Source organism: Pseudomonas sp. QS1027 (assembly GCF_002814235.1).
Taxonomy (GTDB): Bacteria; Pseudomonadota; Gammaproteobacteria; order Pseudomonadales; family Pseudomonadaceae; genus Aquipseudomonas.
The window spans coordinates 78,747-93,335 of record NZ_PHSU01000008.1; the positions used below are offsets into that span (position 1 = coordinate 78,747).

The window sequence follows — 14,589 nt, forward strand, 5'->3', positions numbered from 1 at the left end:
CTGTCCAAAGCGATCTCAGATCTGGCGCAGATTTGTGGCGAGCGGGCTTGCCCGCGCTGGGGCGCGAAGCGGCCCTAAAAACCGGTAATCGCGGTGTATCAGGCAAATCGCGACGGCAGGTTTTACGACTGCTTCGCAGCCGAGCGCGGGCAAGCCCGCTCGCCACAATATCGCGCTCGGATATGGCGACTTATCGCCCCTCATGCTGCCGCCGATAAGCCCCCGGCTGCACCCCGAGCGCTTTGGCAAACGCCCGGGTAAACGCCGCAATCGATTGATACCCCACCGCCGCACACACTTGCTCCACGGTGTTATTGGCCCGCAACAGCTGGCAGGCATGACGCATCCGCAACGCCAGCAGCACCTGCCCCGGCGACTGCCCGGCCAGTTCGTTGAAACGCTTGAAAAACGCCGAACGTGACATCCCGGTACAAGCCGCCATGCTCTCCAGCGACCAACTCTCCCCTGGCCGTTCGATCAACTGTTCCAGCAACGGCGCAAACCCCGGATGCCGGGCCAGCGCCACCAGCCCGCCGAGGCTCTGGTTATCCGCCACCTGCTGGCGCAGCACATACAGAAACAGCAGGTGACTCAAACGCTCCAGCAGCGCCGAGGAGGGCGCCGGTGACCGCTCGCACTCGGCCAGGATCAACCCGAACAACGCCCGTGCCGCGCTCAACGACGGATCTCCCGCACGCAGGACAATCCAGTCCGGCAGCCCGTCGATAATCAATGACGACAGCCCGGACTTGAAATGAAAGAACCCGCACACCAGCCCCACGCCATCCTGGGCGGCGCTGTCGAGCCCGGTCATCGCCTGGCGCGGCAAGTGTTGCGCCTCTACGCTGGTCTGGGCGCTCGACAACCGATAATCCAGGTCCCGCAGCAAAAACACCGCGTCCCCGGCCTCCAGCCGCAGGCTCTCTTGCTGCTCATCAATATGCAGCCAGCAATGACCCTGCACGATCAGGTGGAAGCTCGCCCGCGCCAAGCCGTGGGTGCTGGCGTGCCAGCCGCCGCAATAACGGCCCACATGGAACAGGCTCGCATCCAGTTCCAGGCTTTCTAATAACCAATCAACCAGTGGGCTCGACGAAATCATCTAATGGAAACACTCAGGAGCAAGGAAACGCTACTTTTGAATATGGATCGGAATTCTTATAACCAACAGACTTACCGGACTCACCCTACAGCAGGAGTCCACTCCATGTCGCGCGTCACTCTCCATACGCTGCAAAGCGCTCCCGAAGCGGCCAGGCCGTTCCTGGAAAATGCCCAGAAGAACTCCGGGTTTATCCCCAATCTGCTTGCCGTACTGGCCAATGCCCCGGCGGCGCTGGAAACCTACGTTACGGTATCGGCACTCAATGGCAAGGCCGAGCTGAGCCTGGCCGAGCGCGAGGTGGTGCAACTGGTGGCCGCCACCACCCACGGCTGCGACTTCTGCGTCGCCGGGCATACGGCGGTGGCCTTGAACAAGGCCAAGTTGCCGGCCGAAGTGGTCGACGCCCTGCGCGGGCAGGACGAATTGCCCCAGGAAAAGCTCGAAGTCCTGGCGGCCTTCGCCCGGGAAGTGATCGCCACCCGCGGCAATGTCAGCGACGCGGTGTTCAGCGAATTCCTCGCCGCCGGCTACACCCAGGGCAATGCCCTGGAAGTGATTCTCGGGGTGAGCCTGGCCACGTTGTGCAATTTCGCCAATGTTTTTGCCCGTACACCCCTCAATCCTGAGCTGGCGAAGTATCGTTGGCAGTCGACAGATCAATGATTCACCGAGGTCGGCTATTATTCGACGGTGTCTTCAAGGAGAAAACGACATGCTCAATCCGGCATTGAGTCAATGGCTCGACGTACAAGCCCAGGCTCTGGATCTGGGGCAGTGCGACCCACAGGATGTGATTTCCCGATTGGCGACGGCCAAGGTGCTGCGGATCGGCGTTCCAGAAACCCTGGGCGGCAGCGGCGGGACGGTGGCCGACGGGGTGGAAAGCATCGCCCAGGTGGCCAGCCATTCCCTGGCCGCGGCCTTTGTGTTCTGGGGCCAACGGGCCTTTATCGAATACCTGCTGCACAGTCCCAATACGGCATTGCGCGAGCATCTGCTGCCGTCCCTGCTCAACGGCGAACTGGCCGGCGCCACCGGGCTGTCGAATGCGATGAAGTTCCTCTCGGGGATCGAGTCGCTGCAACTGCGGGCCCGCGATCAAGGTGATGGCTGGTGCCTGAATGGCCGCCTGCAGTGGGTGACCAATCTGCGCAAAAGCGGCTTTGTGGTGGCGGCCGCCATTGAGCGGGAGGAGGGCGGTACGCCCTTTGTGCTGGCGATGCCGGATGCGCTGAGTGGCCTGCAACGCTCGGATGACTTGCAACTGATGGGGCTGCAGTCGAGCAATACCGCCGCGTTGGACTTCAGGCAGGTGGAAGTCAGCCGCGACTGGTTGCTGCATGACGATGCCCGAATCTTTCTGCCGGCGGTGCGCCCGGCCTTCCTCGGCTTGCAGTGCGGTATGTCCATCGGCCTGGCTCGGCAGGCGCTGAAGGAAGTGGACAGCCACCTGCAAGATGCCCGCTCGATTCTGCGCGAGCCCTTGCTGGAACAGCGCCAGGCCCTTGAGCAAACGGTGGAGGAACTCAAGAACGGCCTGCGCGACGGACGCTTTCTGGCCCAGCCGAGTGCCTTGTTCCAGATCCGCATCAGCCTGGCCGAATCGGTCGCCCAGGCGGTGCAACTGGAGTTGCAGGCCAGCGGCGGCAAGGCCTATCTGAATGAATACGGCAGTGGCTTCGCCCGGCGCTGGCGCGAGTCGGCGTTTGTACCGATCGTCACCCCGAGCCTGGTGCAATTGCGCGCCGAGCTGCAACGCCAGGCCCGGGATACCGCGGCATGAGCGGGCCGCTGCTGGAGGCCCGGCAGATCAGCCTCGGTTACCCCCGCGAACAGGGCTGGCAAACGGTGCTGGAAGGTTTCGACCTGCAACTGCAAGCCGGCGAGGTGGTGTCGATCCTCGGCCCCAGCGGCGTCGGCAAATCCAGCCTGTTGCGGGTCCTGGCCGGCTTGCAGACGGCTCACGAAGGCCGAGTGCATTTCCTCGGCGAACCCCTGGACGGCCCGCACCCACGGGTGGCGGTGGCCTTTCAGGACCCCAGCCTGCTGCCCTGGTTGAGCCTGGAAAAGAACGTCGCCTTCGGCCTCGACTTCGCCCGCCAGCCGCACCTGGATGCCCAGGAGCGCAAGGCGCGGATCGACCACGCGATTGCCGCCGTCGGCCTGCAACACGCCCGGGGCCAGTACCCGGCGCAGTTGTCCGGCGGCATGGCCCAGCGCACGGCGTTGGCCCGCTGTCTGGCCCGCCAGCCGCAGGTCTTGTTTCTCGACGAGCCTTTCGGCGCCCTGGATGAGGTGACCCGCGCCGATATGCAACAACTGCTGCTCAAGGTGATCGCCGAGCACAACACCGCCGCGGTGCTGATCACCCACGACATTGACGAAGCCCTGCTGCTGTCCGAGCGGATCCTGCTACTGGGCCACAGCCCGGCGCGGACCCTCGGCGAGTGGCGTATCGACCTGCCTCAGCCACGGGCCGAGCTGGTGGAGGAACTGGGCGCCCTGCGTATCGAGATTCTCAAGACCCTTCGGCGGGCCAGCCGCACCTCACCCCCTCACTCTTTGCTCGAAACGTCGGAGATGGCTCATGTGCCTGGATGACTTCACCCACACACGTCGTGACTTCCTCAAACTCAGCGCCTTGCTGACCGCCGGCGGCGCCTTGCCGCTGCTCAACAGCCTGCAGGCCCGCGCCGCGTCGGAGCCCAATGCGCCGGTGCGGATCGGTTACCTGCCGATCACCGACGCCACGCCGCTGCTGGTGGCGCATAACAACGGCCTGTTCGAGGCCGAAGGCATCCAGGCCGAGCGTCCGGTGCTGCTGCGCAGTTGGGCCCAGGTGATCGAGGCGTTTATTTCCGGGCAGGTCAACGTGATCCACCTGCTGTCGCCAATGACCGTCTGGGCGCGCTACGGCAGCAAGGTGCCGGCCAAGGTGGTGGCCTGGAACCATGTCGGCGGTTCCGGCCTGACCGTGGGGCCGGAGATCACCGAGGTCAAGCAACTGGGCGGGCAGTCGGTGGCGATTCCGTTCTGGTACTCGATCCACAACGTGGTGGTCCAGCAACTGCTGCGCGACAACGGCCTGCAACCGGTGAGCAAGCCGGCCAGCAGCACGCTTGCTGCCAACGAGGTCAACCTGGTGGTGCTGCCGCCGTCGGACATGCCGCCGGCCCTGGCCAGCAAGCGTATTGCCGGCTATATCGTCGCCGAGCCCTTCAATGCCCTGGCCGAGGAACTGAAGGTCGGCCGGGTGCAGCGTTTCACCGGCGATCTCTGGCGCAATCACGCCTGTTGCGTGGTGTTCATGCACGAGCAGGACCTGAACAACCGCCCCGAATGGTCGCAGAAGGTGGTCAACGCCATCGTCAAGGCCCAGCTCTGGACCCGTGACAACCGCGCCGAGGCGGCTAAGTTGCTGTCCAAGGACGGCGCCAATCGCTACACCCCGCACACCACTCAGGTGCTCAATCGGGTGTTGGTGCCCAATACGGCCGATCGTGACGCCTATCTGGCCAGCGGGGCGATCCAGCACGGCAACTGGGACGAGCAGCGCATCGACTTCCAGCCGTATCCGTTCCCCAGCTACACCGAGGAACTGGTCAAGCGCCTGAAGAACACCCTGATCGAGGGCGACAAGGGCTTTCTCGCCGGCCTCGATCCGCAGCAGACCGCTCGCGACCTGGTGGACGACCGCTTCGTGCGCAACAGTCTGGCGGCGGTGGGGGGACTCAAGGCCTTCGGCTTGCCGGACAGCTTTGAGCGCAGCGAGGAGTTCGGCATTTGATCGGCAAGCCTTCCTCATCGCTGCTGCATTGGGGGCTGGGCCTGGCGGGGTTGTTCTGCCTGTTGCTGCTCTGGTGGCTGGGCGTGCACCTGTTCGGCAGCCCCGACGGGCTGTCGGCGCGCTTCTCGCCCGAAGCGACGCTGACCAGCCTGGTGGAGTTGCTCGGCCGTGCCGAGCTCTATGAAAACGTGCTGGTCAGCCTCAAGCGCATTCTGATCGGGCTGTTGCTGGCCCTGTTGGTCGGCGTGCCGCTGGGGTTGCTGATCGGCAGCTATCGGCATCTCGAAGCGGCGACCACCCCGGCGTTCCAGTTCCTGCGGATGATCTCGCCGCTGTCCTGGATGCCGGTGGTGGTGATGCTGATGGGGGTCGGTGACCAGCCGATCTATTTCCTGCTGGCCTTTGCCGCCGTCTGGCCGATCCTGCTCAACACCGTGGCCGGGGTCCGTCAGCTCGATCCACGCTGGCTGCAACTGAGCCGCAGCCTCAGTGCAACCCGCTGGGAAACCCTGCGCCAGGTCATCCTGCCCGGTGTGCTCGGCCATGTGCTGACCGGCGTGCGGCTGTCCATCGGGATTCTCTGGATCGTGCTGGTGCCCTGCGAAATGCTCGGGGTCAGCGCCGGGCTTGGCTACTTTATCCTCGATACCCGTGACCGCCTGGCCTATTCGGAACTGATGGCCATGGTGCTGTTGATCGGCGTGCTGGGTTTCATGCTCGATGCCCTGGCGCGAGGCCTGCATCGGCGTTGGGCGCATTCCTGACGCTAACCTGACAAATTATGCGGAATATACATATCTGTAACATTTTGAAATGTATACTTCCGCCCTGAGCCATACCCCCCCACGTTTCAACCGCCACCCCCAGGAGATTCGAACTTGGACCCTGCCCATTCTCGGTAGGCCACGTAGCGGGATTTACAAAGGGATACCGCCGGTGCGCAGCCGTCGCCCCGGTATCCAGTCTGTAGCGTTCAGTACGTGGCCTTGCTTCGACGATTTTCCAACCACATCTCCAGAATGTGCTGTGCTTAGACTGCCGGCACCGCAGCGCTTTATGCGTTTGTACCCTGGAGTTCGTGGGCCTGTATTTCAGAACGCTGCTGGAATCATTGACGATGAATAAAGTATTACGCCATTACATCCCGGCCAGTACCCGGCGCTTGCTGCCCAATCGCTGGGACCTGATCGCGCTGCCGCTGGTGGTGGGTTTCCTGCTGTTTTTCTCGATCGGCGCGCGGGAAACCTGGGCACCGATCTCGACCTTGCAGACCCAGGTGATCTCCCTCGATCCGGGCAACCTGCCGGAATATGCCATACGCACCACCCTGCGCATGCTCGCGGCGATGGTCGCGGCGTTGATCTTCACTTTTCTCTACGGGACCCTGGCGGCCAAGAGCAAACGCGCCGAGAAACTGCTGGTGCCGGTGCTGGATATCCTCCAGTCGGTGCCGGTGCTGGGTTATATCTCGTTCACCGTGACCTTTTTCCTCCTGTTGTTTCCGGGGCGGGTGCTGGGCGCCGAGTGCGCGGCGATCTTTGCGATCTTCACCAGTCAGGCCTGGAACATGACGTTCAGCTTCTACCAGTCGCTGCGCATGCTGCCGCGGGACCTGACGGAGGTTTCCGAGAGCCTGCACCTGTCCGGCTGGCAGAAGTTCTGGAAGCTTGACGTGCCGTTCGCCATGCCCGGTCTGATCTGGAACATGATGATGAGCATGTCCGGCGGCTGGTTCTTCGTGGTGGCCTCGGAAGCCATTACCGTGGGCGACAAGACCATCACCCTGCCGGGGATCGGTTCCTACCTGGCCACCGCCATCGAACAGCGCGACCTCACCGCCGTGGGGTATGTGATCCTGGCGATGGTGGTGGTGATCCTGGTCTACGACCAGTTCCTGTTCCGTCCGCTGGTGGCCTGGGCGGACAAGTTCCGCATGGAAGACACCGCGGCCCAGGGCGGTGCGCCGGAATCCTGGGTGCTCAACCTGATCCAGCGGACCCGGATTATCCAGCGTCTGATCCGGCCGATTTCACGTTTCTTCACCCGCGTCGGCCATATGCGCCTGAGCCTGCCCTTGCCCCGGCTCAAGTCCCGGGCCAGTGCGCCCAGCCCCTCGACGTCGCGGATGATCGACTGGGTCTGGGGTGTCTTCATCACCTTGCTCGCGGCCTATGCGCTGTACCACATCGCTATTTATGTCGGCAGTGAAGTGACCCTCGCCGATGTCGGCGAAGTCGTCGGCCTGGGGGCAATCACCCTGGTCCGGGTGACCTTGCTGATCGCCGTGGCTTCGGTGATCTGGGTGCCCCTGGGGGTGATGATCGGCCTGCGTCCGCACCTGGCCGAGAAGATCCAGCCCTTGGCGCAGTTCCTCGCGGCGTTCCCGGCGAACCTGCTGTTCCCGGTGTTCGTCATCGTGATCCTGCACTACAACCTGAACCCGGATATCTGGCTGAGCCCGCTGATCGTGCTCGGTACCCAGTGGTACATCCTGTTCAACGTGATTGCCGGCGCCAGCGCCTTCCCCAACGACTTCCGTGAAGCCGCGGCGAACTTCCATATCCGTGGCTGGCAGTGGTGGCGCAAGGTCATGTTGCCGGGGATCTTCCCGTATTACGTGACCGGTGCGATCACCGCCTCCGGTGGTGCGTGGAACGCCAGTATCGTTTCCGAGTTCGTTTCCTGGGGCCAGGACAAGGTCGTGGCCCATGGCCTGGGGGCTTATATCGCCCAGACCACGGCCGCCGGCGACTTTCCGAAAATCACCCTGGGCGTCGTGGTCATGTCGGTCTTTGTGGTGGCCTTCAACCGTCTGCTCTGGCGGCCGATGTACGCCATCGCCGAAAACAAACTTCGTCTGAATTAATCCGAGCCGCTCTTATGAACAGTCATATCGAATACACCAGCAGCGCCCGCGAAATCTACTCGCTCACCAATGTGAGCAAGGGCTTTGGCAACGGCAAGGATGAGCGTCAGGTCCTCAGCGAAGTCGATCTGCACCTGCACGAAGGCGAAGTCGTCGGGCTGCTGGGGCGCTCGGGCTCCGGCAAGTCGACCTTGCTGCGGATCATTGCCGGCCTGATCCAGCCGACTTCCGGCGAAGTGCTCTACAACGGCGAAGCCCTGGACGGCCCGGCCAAGGGTGTGGCGATGGTGTTCCAGACCTTCGCCCTGTTTCCCTGGCTGACCGTGCTGGAAAACGTTGAGGCCGGCTTGCAGGCCTTGCAGGTCGAGCCCAAGGAATCGCGCAAGCGGGCCCTGGCGGCCATCGACCTGATCGGCCTCGACGGTTTCGAGAACGCCTATCCGCGCGAGCTGTCCGGTGGCATGCGCCAGCGCGTGGGTTTTGCCCGCGGCCTGGTGGTCAACCCGACCCTGCTGCTGATGGACGAACCATTTTCCGCCCTCGACGTGCTCACCGCGGAAAACCTGCGGACCGACCTGCTGGAGTTGTGGAGCGGCGGCCAGTTGCCGATCAAGTCGATCCTGATCGTGACCCACAACATCGAGGAAGCGGTGTTGATGTGCGACCGCATCCTGGTGCTGTCGTCCAACCCGGGGCGCGTCGTGGCGCAGATCAAGGTGCCGTTCGCCCACCCGCGCAACCGCCTGGACCCGATCTTCCGCAAGATGGTCGACGATATCTACGCGCTGATGACCAACCGTCGCAGTGCCGACGAACGCACCGGCAAGGCCGAGCTGCAACTGGGCAGCCGCCTGCCGGAAGTGCCGACCAACCTGATGGCCGGTCTGATCGAAGCCCTGGCGGCCGAGCCGTATCATGGCCATGCCGGTCTGCCGAACGTCGCCGAGCGACTGCTGCTGGAGGTCGATGACCTGTTTCCGGTGGCCGAGATGCTCGAGCACCTGGGCTTTGCCGAACTGCGCGGGGCCGATATCAAGCTCACCGACTCGGGCAAGCGCTTTGCCGAGGACGGCACCCAGGAACGCAAGGTGATGTTTGCCGAGCACCTGCTGCGCACCGTGCCCCTGGCGGCGCGTATTCGCCAGGTGTTGCAGGAACGTAACGGGCACTGGGCGCCACGGGTGCGTTTCGAACAGGAACTGGAAGACTCCCTCAGCGAAGACTTCGTCGAGCAGACCCTGGAAAGCGTGATCAGTTGGGGCCGTTACGCCGAGATCTTCTCCTACAACGACACCACCGAAACCTTCAGCCTGGAAGACGTGGAAGGCGAGATCTGACACCGCCTGTACCTGACTGCGAACCCCTCGCAGATCCGGGATATACGAAGTTTTCACCTGATCGTAACGGATCGGGTACATGCCGAGGATCAATGTCTCCCTCGCCTCCGGTTGTTCCGGAGGCGGGCCAGTTTCAAGGGTCGAGACGCCAAGTCGTAGTGAACCGTGCGCCGGTTGAAGTCATGACCGGCGCACGTTTTCTGATCCCAACTTAAGGAGAGTCCGATGTCCATCGGCGCAATTCCGGCTGCAAATCCAGTCTCTGTGCGTATTGCCGGTCAGTCCCAGGCGACCCCGACACCCGCGCAGAAAACTTCCACCACCGCCACTACCGCCACCCCAGCTCCCACCGCGCTCGCCACGGCCATGAAGGAAGCGACTGAAACCGCGGCAGAAACCGCCCAGGAAGCCAGCCATGGCGACCGCGTAGCGCAGAAACTGGTGCAAAAGCACCAACATCACAACACCACGGTCACTGACACGCCGAAAGCCGTTTCCAACGGCAGCGGCCAGCCGATCGGCGAAACCATCAATACCAAGGCGTAAGCCGCGGTCACACGGTTCCATCAGTCAGCCCGGCCTGTACCGGGTTGACTGACGCCAGGCTCTACCGTTTCAGATATGCGCCGCGGCCAGGCCGCCGAGCACCACGCTGACACCCGCCGCGGTGTAGGCCATGCGCTTGAGCCATTCCTTGCGGGTCAGCAGGGTGATCGCCGCCAGCGAAATGGCAATCTGGATCGCCGTCATCGCCTGGGCCCAGCGATGGTGCTGGTGCAGGACCTCCTCGGATTTGTCATCCCACTCGCGACTCTTGGCTTCCAGGCCTTCGGCTTTCTGCCGCACGACTTCCTTTTCCTTCTTGTAGCGCTCGACCTCGGCGGTGTAATGCGCAGCGTCCAGGCCGGGGATATGGCTGGCCATCTCCGAGAGGTTCTGCCGGCTGGACTTGGCCTGGTAGTAGTTCCACTGGTTGGCGGCTTCGGTCTTGAGGATCGCGGCGTTGTTCTTGTCCATCGCCGCTTCGCTTTCCGTGGAGCCCGCCTGGTAGCTGAGCATGGCGCCAATGGTGGCCATGATCGCGGTCATCACCGCGATCCGGCTGGCAAAGCCGTCACCGCGGGCATGGGCGTGTTCGGTGGTGTGTTCGACGTGTTTTTCGTGAGGGCTTGGGACTTCGAAGTTTTCGGTCATCAGGGACGGATCTTTGGGTGAAAAAGGGCGGGGGCAAAGTGTAAAGCGAGTGCTGGCGGAAGGCTCTCTCTCATTGATGAATATTCGAATAGGCCGAGGTGTGGGAGGCATTTGTCGACGGCTGCTCGTCTTGCATGTGGAGGGTTTGCAGGGGGATCTCCAGGGTGAACAGCGCGCCTTTGCCCGGTCCGTCACTTTGCACGTAGAGGCGGCCGTCCATCTCGATCGCTGCCAGGGCGCAGCTGTGCAGGCCGAAACCGTGGCCGTCCTTGCGGGTGGTGAAACCATGGGTGAAGATCCGCGCGAGGTTTTCCTGCGGAATGCCTTCGCCCTCATCCTTGACGCTGATGCGCAGGGTCTTGCCGTCGACCACCCGCACGCTCAGGGTGATGTCCCGTTCGCGGTTGGTCAGGTCGGACACCGCGTACTTGGCGTTGCTGATCAGGTTGATCAGGATCAGCAGCAGCCGGTGCTTGTCGCCGAGGAAGGTCGGAACCGGCTGGTAGTCCTTGAGCACCGTGACCTTGTGCCGGTTCAGGGCCCCCGAGTTCATGCGCAGGGCATCTTCGAACAGGTCGGTGATGTTCACCGCTTCCAGCAGCTTGGCCGCGCCGGCATAGGATTGCTGGGTGGCGACGATTTCCTTGATGTGGTCGACGCTTTTACTCAGTTGCGCCAGTTCCTGGATGATCTCCGTCTGCTCGGTGGCGACGGCCGCGGCCAGCTGGTTGAGGTAGGCGGGCAGCAGCTTGCCTTTTTCGTCATGGCTGACAAAGTCCCCCAGGTCCGCGGCGTGCTCGTTCATCAACTGCACCGCCTTGGTCAGCCCCTGGGCCTTGCTGGAGCGGATCTTGCGGGTCACCAGGTCGGCGGAGATGTTCACACTGTTGAGCACGTTGCCGACGTTATGCAGGACATTGGTCGCGATTTCCGCCATGCCGGCCGTACGCGCGGTGTCCATCAGCTCGCTCTGGGCTTCCTTGAGCTCGCGGGTACGTTCTTCGACGCGCTGTTCGAGGCGGTCGTTGGACAGCTGCAAGGCGCTGTTCATCTGGTTTATCAGCGCATAGCTGCGCAGCTGGCGAAGGATCAGGTAGAACACCAGCACGGCCATCAGGGCCGCACAGACACTGAGATAGATCAGGTACTGGCGGTCCTGGAGCTCGGCGCGGCGCTGGATTTCATTCAACAGTTCGTTGATGCCGTCGAGGCTGGCGGCGACCGGGATAAAGCCGATGCGGTCGAGCAGGTCATTGACCTGGGGTTGTTCGCGGACTACCACATTGGCCTGGTCGATCAGTTTGTCGATGGAAGGGCCCAGAGCCGCCGGCAGGCTGGTCTTTTGCGCCGCCAGGTGCTGGATCTGTCGCTCGATCTTGTCGGCTTTGCCATTGGACACGTGTTGCGCGTATTCCAGTGCGCTCAAGGTCAGCTTCGAGGCGCTGTAGAGCACGCTCAGGGTTTCCACCGGGTGCTCGGCGCTGAAGGGTTCGAGGTCGGTCTGGACGGTGTCTTCGATCGCCGACAGGGTTTCCAGGTCATCGCGCAAGGCGGTGTTGTGGGCCTGGAACTGCTCGATCAGCTTGTTCTTTTCCGCCGTGGCGTCCAGGTAGGCCTGCTTGCGCGCCTGCCAGATGCTGGAGCTCTCCAGGCTACTGTTCTGCGCGACCAGTTGGTCCCAGCGGCGGCTGGAGTCGGCGATGGGGATGGCCAGCAGGTTGTAATTGTATTCGTCGCTGATCCGGGTCTTGAGAATCTTCGCGTCGAGCCTGGCATCCAGCTGCTTGAGCTGGCGGAGCAGGTCGCGGGACTCGAAATAGGTGGAAGTTTCCCGGGAAAAGGCCTTGATCAGCAGGAACGCCAGGAGACTGACCAGAATGGCAAACAGGGTGACCAGCGCCGCACTTCTGTATCGGCTCCATCGCATCATTGCGTACTTCCTGTGTCCGGTTGACGTGGCGGCTTCGGGCTCTTGTCGCAAAGTGTAGTGCCGCTGGGTCTCCAGGTGCTGGAAAAGTGTCATTTCTTTGCATGGGCGCCGATCCCGGGGCGGGCGTCCAGGGGTTTCATCAACTGCAACTGCTGGCGGTACTCGTCGGTGACCTGCCGGGCCTCGCTGTTGCCGGTGATCACCCGCGGGGTGATCAGCACGATCAGTTCCGAGCGGCCGTGCTGGCGCTGGGTATTGCCGAACAACCACTGCAGTCCCGGGATCTTGCCCAGGTACGGCACGCTGTTGTCGGTGGCGCTTTCGTTCTGCTTGATCAGGCCGCCGAGGAGGATGGTCTGCCCGCTTTGCACCGCCACCTGGGTCGAGACCGCGCGGGTCGAGATGGTCGGGTTGCCGTTGGCATCGACGGTGGTGCTGGCATCGCTGACCTGTTGCTGGATCTCCATGTACACCAGGCCGCCCGGGTTGATCCGTGGGATGACATCGAGGATCACCCCGGTCTGGATGTACTGCACCGAGCTGGTGCTGATGGTGGTGGTACTGGTGTTGATGGTGGTCTGGTTGATCGGAATGTTGTCGCCGACCTGGATCTGCGCCTGTTCGTTGTTCATCACCACCAGCGAGGGCGCCGACAGCACCCGGGTATTGCCGTTGGTTTCCAGCGCGTGCAGGGCCACTTGCAGGTTGTTGCTGACAAACGAGTAGAACAACGAGTCCGTGGCGCCGAGGCCCGCGCCACCCTGGCCCAGGGCGCCCTGGTTGCCGGAGGCGTTGGCGATGCCGGCGGTCGTCGAGTGGCCGACCAGGCGCCCGAGGTACCACTGCACGCCGAGGTTCAGCGAGCCGGTCAGGCCGACTTCGAGAATCCGCGTTTCGATCTGCACCTGCCGGGGCGGGTTGTCGAGCCGCTGGATCGCCGACTGGATCTCGGCCCATTGGGTCGGCCGGCTGCGCACCAGCAGTTGGTTGCTGCTTTTCTGCGCGGTGATGCGCACCGAGTTGGTCGGGTTGTTGGCATTGACCGGGGCGCGCGCGGCATTCGCCTGGCCGGGCGGGCCGAGCTGCAAGTCGTCGGCCTTTTCCTGTGGGGTACCCGCCGTGCTGCTGACGGGCGGTGGCAGGCCCTGGCCGCTGGGGCTGCCGGGTAAACCCGGGCTGCTGCCGGGGGTGCTGCCCAGGCCAGTGCCGAAACCGTTGCTGGTCAGGGTCACGGTGCGCAGCCCCGGCGCGACCTGGGCCGCGCCTTCTTCGGTGACTGCTTCATCGCTGTAGATCTGGCGCAGGTAGCGGGCCAGGTCGGTGGCCTTCATGTTGCGCACGTCATACACATACATCTGCGGCTCGTCGCCACCGCCCTGGTCGATGGTGTCGATCCAGCGACGGACATCGTTCAGGTATTCCGGCTGCGGCGAAATAGCGACAATCGCGTTGGTCCGCTCGATGGGCAGGAAGCGCAGCATGCCGGCCAGCGGCGTGCCGCTCTGGGGGCCGAACAGGCGCTCAAGCTCGGGCATCAATTGGCTGACATTGGCGCGCTTGAGGCCGAACACTCCGATGGACATGCCCTTGAGCCAGTTGACGTCGAAGGTGTTGATGGTCTGCTGGTAGTTGTTCAGTTCGTCCGGCGTTCCGGCCATCACCAGTACATTGCGCGAGGTGTCGACGGCGAGGAAGGCACTCTCCCGGGCAAATGGCTTGAGCAGCTTCTGCATCTCCAGCGGCGAGATGTACTCCAGCACGAAAAAGCGCGCGGTCAGGCCGCTGCCCGGTTCCGGGATCGACTGCCGGGGCGTGAGCTGGCCGGCGACCGCCTGGTTGGCCGGGAGGATCAGGTAGCGTTCGCCCTGGCGGATGATTGCATTGTTGGTCCAGGACAGCAGGGTTTCGAGAATGGAAAACGCCTGGGCCTTGTCCACCGGCCTTGAGGTCGAGAAGGTCACCTCGCCGGTCACGCCCTGGCCGATGCTGTAGTTCTCCTTGAGCACATCGCCGAGGATGGTATTGACCACCGCCTGGATCGGCACGCCGGCAAAATTGAACATCGTGCCGTCATTGCCCTGGGACGCCGTCGGCGGCTTGGGCGCGGTGCCGCCGCGTGCCACCAGGCTCTGGCTGCCGCGGATGATCTGTGACCCCGAGGTCGGCGTCGCCACGGGCGCGGCAGCCATGCCGGCCTGCGCTACGCTTGTCGCCAGGGGCAGGCGATCCGGGCCGGTGCCGGACAGGCCGTCACGGAGCAGTTGGTCGTCATGCAGATCGTCATTGTTCACCGGCGCAATGCAGCCCGAGAGCAGGATGAAACTGAGGAGGCAGGGGTAGACGGCACGTTCGATCACAGTGATTCATCCT

Annotated in this window: 12 protein-coding genes; 8 read left to right on the forward strand and 4 right to left on the reverse strand. The window is 63.3% G+C overall.

Annotated elements, in window-relative coordinates; all coding sequences use genetic code 11:
• Nucleotides 1–190 precede the first annotated feature (190 nt).
• Nucleotides 191–1,102, reverse strand: coding sequence for an AraC family transcriptional regulator (locus CWE01_RS08695; RefSeq protein ID WP_100940126.1), 912 nt, complete (start codon nt 1,100–1,102; stop codon nt 191–193).
• Between the two features lie 105 nt (nt 1,103–1,207).
• Here CWE01_RS08695 and CWE01_RS08700 point away from each other — a divergent pair, with 105 nt between their 5' ends.
• The 8 genes from CWE01_RS08700 to CWE01_RS08735 all read left to right on the forward strand — a co-directional run bounded on the left by CWE01_RS08700 (nt 1,208) and on the right by CWE01_RS08735 (nt 9,641).
• Nucleotides 1,208–1,768, forward strand: coding sequence for a carboxymuconolactone decarboxylase family protein (locus tag CWE01_RS08700; protein ID WP_100940127.1), 561 nt, complete (start codon nt 1,208–1,210; stop codon nt 1,766–1,768).
• A gap of 49 nt (nt 1,769–1,817) precedes the next feature.
• Nucleotides 1,818–2,888 (forward strand): acyl-CoA dehydrogenase family protein, encoded by a 1,071-nt coding sequence (locus CWE01_RS08705; RefSeq protein ID WP_100940128.1) that lies wholly within the window; start codon nt 1,818–1,820, stop codon nt 2,886–2,888.
• Nucleotides 2,885–3,706 (forward strand): ABC transporter ATP-binding protein, encoded by an 822-nt coding sequence (locus CWE01_RS08710; protein ID WP_100940129.1) that lies wholly within the window; start codon nt 2,885–2,887, stop codon nt 3,704–3,706. Before CWE01_RS08705 ends, CWE01_RS08710 begins: the two co-directional genes overlap by 4 nt.
• Nucleotides 3,693–4,892, forward strand: coding sequence for an ABC transporter substrate-binding protein (locus tag CWE01_RS08715; RefSeq protein ID WP_100940130.1), 1,200 nt, complete (start codon nt 3,693–3,695; stop codon nt 4,890–4,892). The genes CWE01_RS08710 and CWE01_RS08715 overlap by 14 nt, the downstream gene beginning before the upstream one ends.
• A 20-nt stretch (nt 4,893–4,912) precedes the next feature.
• Nucleotides 4,913–5,656 carry an ABC transporter permease gene (locus CWE01_RS08720; protein WP_218177118.1) on the forward strand — a complete coding sequence of 248 codons (744 nt, stop codon included), beginning with the start codon at nt 4,913–4,915 and terminating at the stop codon, nt 5,654–5,656.
• A gap of 353 nt (nt 5,657–6,009) precedes the next feature.
• Nucleotides 6,010–7,758 (forward strand): ABC transporter permease subunit, encoded by a 1,749-nt coding sequence (locus CWE01_RS08725; RefSeq protein ID WP_100940131.1) that lies wholly within the window; start codon nt 6,010–6,012, stop codon nt 7,756–7,758.
• Between the two features lie 14 nt (nt 7,759–7,772).
• Nucleotides 7,773–9,095 (forward strand): AAA-associated domain-containing protein, encoded by a 1,323-nt coding sequence (locus CWE01_RS08730; protein WP_100940132.1) that lies wholly within the window; start codon nt 7,773–7,775, stop codon nt 9,093–9,095.
• A 225-nt stretch (nt 9,096–9,320) separates the two neighbouring features.
• Nucleotides 9,321–9,641 (forward strand): hypothetical protein, encoded by a 321-nt coding sequence (locus tag CWE01_RS08735; RefSeq protein WP_100940133.1) that lies wholly within the window; start codon nt 9,321–9,323, stop codon nt 9,639–9,641.
• Between the two features lie 69 nt (nt 9,642–9,710).
• Here CWE01_RS08735 and CWE01_RS08740 read toward each other — a convergent pair whose 3' ends face one another.
• The 3 genes from CWE01_RS08740 to gspD form a co-directional block, all read right to left on the reverse strand.
• Nucleotides 9,711–10,289, reverse strand: coding sequence for a DUF4337 domain-containing protein (locus CWE01_RS08740; protein ID WP_100940134.1), 579 nt, complete (start codon nt 10,287–10,289; stop codon nt 9,711–9,713).
• Between the two features lie 70 nt (nt 10,290–10,359).
• On the reverse strand, nt 10,360–12,219 hold the full coding sequence (locus CWE01_RS08745) for a DAHL domain-containing protein (RefSeq protein ID WP_100940135.1): 1,860 nt from the start codon (nt 12,217–12,219) through the stop codon (nt 10,360–10,362).
• A gap of 89 nt (nt 12,220–12,308) precedes the next feature.
• Nucleotides 12,309–14,576 (reverse strand): type II secretion system secretin GspD, encoded by a 2,268-nt coding sequence (gene gspD / locus CWE01_RS08750; protein ID WP_100940136.1) that lies wholly within the window; start codon nt 14,574–14,576, stop codon nt 12,309–12,311.
• Between the last annotated feature and the right edge of the window lie 13 nt (nt 14,577–14,589).